Raw genomic sequence first — 5,277 nt, 5'->3', positions numbered from 1 at the left:
GAAATGGGTCTGGCATGGACGGAGGATGAAGAACTTTTAGATTGGCATTTTTATGGAGAACCTGTTTTTTCTTGGAAAGATGGAGCGGATTGGGAAAAAGGTGGATTATATAAACCTGATTTAGTCGAACATAATGGTAAGTTTTATATGTTCTACAATGCCAAAGGAAAAGAAACGGGATATTGGCTTGAACAGATAGGTATGGCTGTTTCTGAAGATTTGGTTAATTGGGAACGAGTTTTCGATAAACCTGTCCTTCCAGTCGATAGATTCTCATGGGATAGTGTTTATGCTGCTGATCCGCAAGTTTTCTATGATTCAAGAGAAGAACAGTGGGTTATGTATTATTATGGATACGGAAATTTGAATGCATGTAACGGAATTGCTGTTAGTAAAGATTTATTTACTTGGAAAAAATTTCCTTGCCCTATTCTGACACCTGGAAGAGATGGCTCGATAGATTCCCGACATGCTCACAAACCATATGTTATATTTCACAACAATGTATTATACCATTTTTATTGTGCCGTAAGACCTTATCAAAATGGAGATCTGACAAATTTCAATGGTTTTTTCCGTTCTATAACGGTTGCAGCATCAAAACCCTGGAAGGAAAAAAAATAATATTTTTATAGCAATTTTAAAAGGAGAAAATTTCAATGTTATACGACCTTATGGTAAATCGTTTAACTAATCCAATTGGAATAGATGATGATGTTTGTTTCAGTTGGAAAATGAAGTCTGAATTAGCTTCTATAAAACAATCGGTTTATGAAATAAAAGTTTGGCGTGGAGAAAATATCATTTGGAATAGTGGTATGGTATTCGATGAGAACTCTATAGGAATCTACTATGATGGTATTCCGCTTGAATCAGGAGTGAAATATGATTGGAGTGTAACTGTATGGGACAATTACGATAACGTCCATACTTCTGAAAAAAAAGCTTATTTTGTGACTGGAATATATGACGACACCATTTGGAATGAGAGTTTTTGGATCAAAGAAGCTTCATTGGAATTTACTTCTTTACCGGTATTTAATTATTCGTTTAATTGCAGTGAGAAACCTATATCTGCTGTTTTGTTTTCTACGGCATTGGGTAATTATGATATTTATATTAATAATATACGTGTGGGCAACAAGCAAGAGGATGGAGAAATAATTTATGATGAATTAAAGCCTGGTTTTACTGAACCTAAAATGCACGCACATTATCAAACATACGATGTTTCGTATTGTTTTGATGAGGTTGGGAATTACAACATTACAGTTTTTACAGGACGTGGTTGGTGGCTTGGCAGAATAGTTGGAAATCATGAAACCCATGTAATGAATCCGAACCGTCAAGGAAAACAAATCGCCTTTAGGGGAATAGTAAGACTTGATTTTGCTAACGGAAAAACAGTTTGGATTAAAACGAATAAAAACTGGAAAACATCTGATTTATCACCAATAATAGATAGCGATATATATGATGGTGAAATAATTGATTTTACAAGAGAAAACAATTATAGTTGCACTGCTAAATGGGAAAATGTCGAAATCAGTAATGAGTTTAATGGCTGTATTAATTCTTCTTGCGGTCATAATGTATTTGTTCGCAAAGATTTAATTAGAACCGGAAAACCTTTTTTAAAAAATACATATTACAGATTTCCTATAAAACTAAAACCCGATCATTCTATATCGGTAGATATGGGACAAAATATAGTTGGTTGGGAAGAACTAATTGTTTCTTCAAAAAAAGATGCCGAGATTACAATTCGTCATTCGGAGAGCTTGCGTAGCGATGGCACACTTGATTTAAGTTGTAATCGTGATGGATTGGCCAGAAGTATTTACAAAATAGGTCAAGGTGAAAATCTTATTTTAAAACCTTTACTTACATATTATGGTTTTAGATATTTAGAAATAGAAACAACCGAAGAAATAGAAATCGCTTCTGTAAAAGGTATTGTTATTTCTGCTATCACTCCTGAAATGGAATGCGGGACAATAAAAACAAATTGCGATGAAATTAATAAGCTTGTTGAGAATGCTCTTTGGTCTCAAAGAGGAAATTTTAATACAGTACCTACTGACTGTCCGCAACGGGATGAACGGCATGCATTTACGGGTGATGTTCAAATTTATTGTACTACCGCTAATTATTTTGCAAATGTATATACCTATATAAAAAAGTGGTTGTTGGAAGATGTTGTTAATCTGCAACACACCGATGGCTCCTATCCAAGCACCGCTCCGCAGAGCAGACAGATAGAAAGATACGGTATGGCTGGTTGGTCTGACGGCGGTATAATAATACCGTATAAGCTTTATCTTATGGGCGGTGACAAGGAAATACTTAAAAAGCATTATCCCTCATTAAAAAGATTTATGAACTATCTTGAAAAAAATGATGGACCGGGAGACCACTATGGAGATTGGGCAACACCTAATGAGCAAGACAACACTAAGTTGTTAAAATCTTTTATTGCTGATGCGTATTATTGTATTGATTTATATTATTTTATATCTATTTGCGAAATTTTAGAAAAAAACGAAGAAGTGAATAGATACAAATTACTATTATCAGAAAAAAGGCAATGTTTCTTAGAAAAATATTTCAATGAAAACGGGCTAAAATCGGAGATGGTTGATTCAGAAGGATTGATTTATCAAACTGCTTGTGTTTTTGTTTTATATTTTGATTTAATTGATGATAAAAATTTATTGGATAAAGTAAAAACACAACTTAAAAACAATTTAGAACATTACGGAAACCAACTGAGAACGGGCTTTTTAGGCACACCATTATTATTGCCTGCTTTGTCTAAAAGTGACTTAAATAGCTATGCATATAAGTTGATTTTACAAAGAGAACAACCTTCGTGGCTCTATTCGATTTTACAAGGTGCAACCACAATTTGGGAGTATTGGGATGGAAAATGTTCTCAAAATCATTTTGCATACGGCTCGGTAGCAGAATGGCTGTTTGCTTTTTTAGCTGGCATTAAGCCGGATGTTAAAAACCCTGCTTTTAAGCATATTGTTTTTGAACCGCAAATTGAAAAAAATGAAACAATTTCTTTTGTTAAAGCGCAATATAACACTCCATATGGTTATTTGTCGGTCGAATGGGAAATAGTAGATAATGAATTTTACTACGATATAACTATACCCCCAAACACAACAGCAACAGTAAAACTGCCGAATTATAATTTAGAAACAAAATATTTTATTTCTAAAAATGGTGTTTCCTTTGATATGGACTTTATTTATGAACAAAACAAATTGGTATATGAATTGAATTCTGGGAAATACAATTTTTCAACAACGTTGATTTAATAGCAAGAATAAAATTTCAACTTCTGAATCGAGAGGAAAAAATATGTTATTGTCAGAAAAAGCAAATTTTGATTACACTTATAAAATTGTGAATGAAAAAGAATTGAAAATGACTTTTTTACCACCTAAAAAAAATATATATAAGAAAGCTCCTGTATATTTTTTAATTCCAGGCGGCGGATGGCATTCGGCTGAAAGGGAAAGTATGATAGGTTTTTCTAAATTGTCTGTTGAATTACTTCGCGAAAAAGGTTTTGCAGTTGTTTCAATTGAATATCGCATTGCAGATGAACAGATAAAAATTCACGATATATTAGAGGATTGCTTTGATGCTCTTGGATATTTAGGAGAACATTGCGAAGAACTTCAAATTGATAAAGAAAATATTGTTACGTCAGGGCATTCGGCAGGAGCTCATCTTGCTTTAATGACAGCATATGCAGATGGAAATTTATTTACTAAAAAATATGATTTTAATAACAATACAATAAAAGTTGTTGCTGTTGCAGCACTTTCACCCGCAACTATATTATATGAAATAAATAATGTTAATCTTATTGGCTTTGATATTGATTATCTTTTTTCAAATCCTAATGATTTTATTGAGAGAAAAAAAGCAAGCCCTCTTAACTATGTTGAACATTCTTGTCCACCAACTATTTTGTTTGCGGGTAGTTTGGATAAACTAATTTATAGTGAATCTTCTAAAATTTTATATGATAAATTGAATGATGAAAATGTTCAAACAAAGTTTATTTTATCAAAATATGCCGGTCACAGTTTTGAAAAAATTTCTAATGATGTAGATCCTTCGATATCATTTGAAAATATCCAAAATATATTAGTTGATTTTGTTTTAAAACATATTACCCAATGAATAGTTTTAAAATATAGCTAAAAAGCAAAAGAGGTATAAGTATGATTTTAACAGATTATTTTAGAAGCACTAATGATATTACTTGGGATTATGCGTTGCAATGCGGCGTGAAGCACGGTGTTATACGATTGCCTGAAACAAATGCTTTTGATGTTACTAATAAGGCTCATTGGAAAGAGTTGTATGACAGATTTGTAAATTTTGGAATTACACCTATAGTTATTGAGCCAATGCCAAATTCATTGCACGATCATATAAAAATTGGGGATAATCAAAGAGATTGGGCAATAGATCAAGTGATAAAAATGTTACCTATAATGGATGAGCTTAATATAAGAACAATCTGTTTTAATTGGATGGCACATATTGGTTGGTTAAGGACATCAGACAGTATAATAGAACGTGGTAAAGCTTTAGTAACAGGCTTTAATATAAATGAATTTATACCCACAGATAAAATCATTACTGAGGAACAATTGTGGTCTAATTATGAGTATTTCATTAAAGCGGTAATTCCCTATGCAGAAAAGTATAATATAAAATTAGCGCTTCATCCGGATGATCCACCAATTGTTAAATTAGGTAATGTTTCAAGAATAATGATTTCATATGACAACATAAAAAAGGCTATTTACGATATTGTAAAATCAGATAACTTGGGTGTTACAATGTGTCAGGCTACATATCATATGATGGGAGAAGATTTATATTCCGTAATACCTGAATTAAAAAATAAAATACAATTTGTGCATTTTAGAAACACTAAAGGTAACAAGTTTAATTTTAGCGAAACTTTTCATGATAACGGTGCCTTGGAAATGGCAAAATTAATGAAATTATATTGTGAAAGTGGTATAAACGTACCTATTAGAGTGGATCATGTGCCGCTTATGGCAGGTGAAAAACAAGAACTGGCAGGATATACTGCATTAGGTAGATTGTTTGCAATAGGTTATTTAAAGGGAATATTGGAAGCGTGTGACAAATAACCATTTAAGTAATAGAAATTATTGCTAAAATAGTTGGTATATCATATCTTCCTTGTATATATGTATAGTATCAGTTTATTAT

At 32.2% G+C, this 5,277-nt stretch carries 4 protein-coding genes; all 4 read left to right on the top strand.

Annotated features, from left to right (window positions below; all coding sequences use genetic code 11):
* A partial coding sequence (locus ACKI4K_RS01755) for a hypothetical protein (RefSeq protein WP_407421672.1) occupies positions 1–624 on the top strand: 624 nt, incomplete at its 5' end.
* A gap of 35 nt (positions 625–659) precedes the next feature.
* The gene (locus ACKI4K_RS01750; RefSeq protein ID WP_407421670.1) at positions 660–3,329 is read left to right on the top strand and encodes a family 78 glycoside hydrolase catalytic domain; all 2,670 of its coding nucleotides are present in this window, start codon (positions 660–662) and stop codon (positions 3,327–3,329) included.
* Between the two features lie 43 nt (positions 3,330–3,372).
* The gene (locus ACKI4K_RS01745) at positions 3,373–4,206 is read left to right on the top strand and encodes an alpha/beta hydrolase fold domain-containing protein (RefSeq protein WP_407421668.1); all 834 of its coding nucleotides are present in this window, start codon (positions 3,373–3,375) and stop codon (positions 4,204–4,206) included.
* A 41-nt stretch (positions 4,207–4,247) separates the two neighbouring features.
* Complete coding sequence (locus ACKI4K_RS01740; protein WP_407421666.1) at positions 4,248–5,195, top strand: mannonate dehydratase; 948 nt, start codon at positions 4,248–4,250, stop codon at positions 5,193–5,195.
* Positions 5,196–5,277: the final 82 nt, after the last annotated feature.

It is taken from the genome of Methanobrevibacter sp., assembly GCF_045644645.1.
In the GTDB taxonomy this organism is placed as follows: domain Archaea; phylum Methanobacteriota; class Methanobacteria; order Methanobacteriales; family Methanobacteriaceae; genus Methanocatella.
The sequence above is the reverse complement of the archived record's forward strand: the minus strand, read 5'-3'. Positions and strand labels throughout refer to the sequence as shown.

Bases quoted from the DNA above. Each gene is read 5' to 3' on its own strand.
- ACKI4K_RS01740 (WP_407421666.1), top strand. From the start codon at position 4,248: ATGATTTTAACAGATTATTTTAGAAGCACTAATGATATTACTTGGGAT.
- ACKI4K_RS01750 (WP_407421670.1), top strand. From the start codon at position 660: ATGTTATACGACCTTATGGTAAATCGTTTAACTAATCCAATTGGAATA.
- ACKI4K_RS01745 (WP_407421668.1), top strand. From the start codon at position 3,373: ATGTTATTGTCAGAAAAAGCAAATTTTGATTACACTTATAAAATTGTG.